Origin of the sequence: Enorma timonensis, assembly GCF_000321165.1 — a bacterium.
Classification (GTDB): Bacteria; Actinomycetota; Coriobacteriia; order Coriobacteriales; family Coriobacteriaceae; genus Enorma.
In genome coordinates this window covers 1-2,357 of the sequence record NZ_CAPF01000088.1, presented here as the reverse complement: position 1 = coordinate 2,357, position 2,357 = coordinate 1, and the positions used below count along the sequence as shown (strand labels likewise).

Sequence of the window (2,357 nt, the reverse complement as noted above, 5' to 3'; positions counted from 1 at the left end):
CGGCGGGCGACGCGGCGCGGGCGGCTGCGGGCGCGGCGTGTGCACCCGAGTCGGCGACGCGCGCGGCGGCGGCCGAAGTGGCCGCTGCGATGCCGGCATCCGAGGGCGCGCCCGCCGTCCCCGCTCTCTCGATGCGCGGCGTGTCGTTCGCCTACGCGGGCACCGACGAGCGCGTGCTCGAAGGGGTCTCGTGGGAGGTGCCGCAGGGTGCGTTCGCCCTGCTTGTGGGCGAGACGGGCTCGGGCAAGTCGACCCTGCTCTCGCTCGCCAAGCCCGAGATCGCGCCGGCCGGCGAGCGCGCGGGCGCGATCGAGGTGCTCGGCACGCCCGTCGAGGAGCTCGACGCCGCCGCCTCGGCCAGGACGGTGGGCTACGTCTTCCAGAACCCGGACAACCAGATCGTGTGCGAGAGCGTCTGGCACGAGATGGCGTTCGGCCTCGAGAACCTGGGCGTCGAGCAGGGCGAGATGCGCCGCCTCGTGGCGGAGACGAGCTATTTCTTCGGGATGGACCAGTGGTTCCGCGACGACACCGATGCACTCTCGGGCGGCCGCAAGCAGCTGCTCGCGCTGGCGTCGACGCTCGTGATGCAGCCGCGCGTGCTGCTGCTCGACGAGCCCACCGCGCAGCTCGACCCCATCGCCGGGAAGAACTTCCTGCACGCGCTCTTCCGCGTGAACCGCGAGCTGGGCTGCACCGTGGTGGTGGCGACGCACGAGCCGCGCACGATGCTCGACTACGCGACCTGCGCCTTCAGGCTGCGCGCGGGGCGTATCGAGCGTGTGGAGGACACAGGCGAGCTGCGCGCGCGTCCGGTGCTCGTCGAGGGGGCGAAGGCCGAACGGGCGGCGGCGGTGGCGCCCGCGCCCGAGTCTGCCGAACCGGCCGCGCCCGCCGCGTCGCTCGCGCGCGCGTGGTTCCGCTACGAGCGCGCCGGCGCCTGGGTGCTCCGCAACTTCGACCTGGCCATCCGCCCCGGCCGCATCCACGCGCTCGTGGGAGGCAACGGCTGCGGCAAGTCGACCGTCCTTTCCATCCTGGCGGGCGCGCGCTCGCTGCAGAAGGGCACGGCGCGCATCGAGGCGCCCTCGCGCGCGCTGCTCCCGCAGGATCCCCGCGCGCTCTTCGTGGAGGAGACCGCCCGCGCCGAGCTCATGGAATGGGCGCGCGCCGCGGGGTACACGCAGGGGGATGCGGACGAGATGCTCGGCGAGCTGGGACTTTCGGCCTGCGCGGAGCGGCACCCCTACGACCTCTCGGGCGGCCAGCAGCAGCTCCTGGCGCTCGGGAAGCTGCTGCTCATCCGCCCGCGGCTGCTCCTGCTCGACGAGCCCACCAAGGGGCTCGACGTCCCCGCGCGCCGCGCGATCGCCCGCATCCTCCGCGCGCGCCGCGCCGACGGGGTGACCGTGGTCATGGCGACGCACGACCTCGATTTCGTCGAGCAGGTGGCGGACGACGTGTCGATGATGTTCGACGGCGAGGTCGCGTGCACCGAGCCGAGTGAGGAGTTCTTCCGCGGAAATGTCTACTACCGACCGTAAGCATCGAGGGGAGCAGGCCGCGCCCGGGCACGGCGGGGCGGCGGGTGCCACCGAGCCGCGTCCCGCTGCGTCCGCCTACCGCGCGCGCCTGCTCGACCCGCTCGCCCTCGCGGCGGTCCCCGCCTGCATGGCGGCGACGGCGCTGCTCGCACCCGACCAGGCCGCGCTCATCATGCTCGCCGTCGTGGTGCTCACGCTCGGCCTGTTCTTCGTCGGCTACGAGGCGGACCGGCCGGGGCTCCGCCAGATCATGCCGACGGTCGTGCTCGCTGCCCTCGCTGCGGCGGGGCGCATCCTCTTCGCGCCGATCCCGGACTTCAAGCCGGTCTCGGCTATCGCGATCATCGCGGGCGCGACCCTGGGGCGCCGCAACGGCTTCGTCGTGGGCTCGCTCGCGGCGCTCACGAGCAACTTCTTCTTCGGGCAGGGCATGTGGACGCCGTGGCAGATGTACGCGTGGGGGCTCGTGGGGTACCTGGGCGGCGTGCTCGCGGACGCCGGGGCGTTCTCGCGCGCGGACGGCAGCGTGCGCAACGGCGCGCTCATCGCGTGCGGCGCGGCGTCGGCGCTGGTATATGCCGTGGTGATCGACGCGTACGACATCATCGGCTTTATGCACCCCATCACGGTGGCCGGCGTCATCGCCCGGCTCGCCGCCGCGCTGCCCTTCGATCTCACGCACGCCGCCGCCACGGTGCTCTTCCTGCGCGTGCTCTATGCGCCGTGGATGCGCCGCATCGACCGCGTGGTGCGCAAGTACGCCCTCCGCGGCTGAGTCATTGGGGACGGGTTCAATTGACTCAGTGAGTCATT

At 72.9% G+C, this 2,357-nt stretch carries 2 protein-coding genes; both read left to right on the top strand.

The window, feature by feature from the left end:
• Positions 1-1,544, top strand: a 1,544-nt coding sequence (locus BN423_RS09420; RefSeq protein ID WP_019240002.1) for an ABC transporter ATP-binding protein, incomplete at its 5' end; no start/stop codon positions are given.
• Positions 1,525-2,319 (top strand): DUF6580 family putative transport protein, encoded by a 795-nt coding sequence (locus BN423_RS09415; protein ID WP_019240001.1) that lies wholly within the window; start codon positions 1,525-1,527, stop codon positions 2,317-2,319. The genes BN423_RS09420 and BN423_RS09415, both read left to right, overlap by 20 nt.
• Positions 2,320-2,357: the final 38 nt, after the last annotated feature.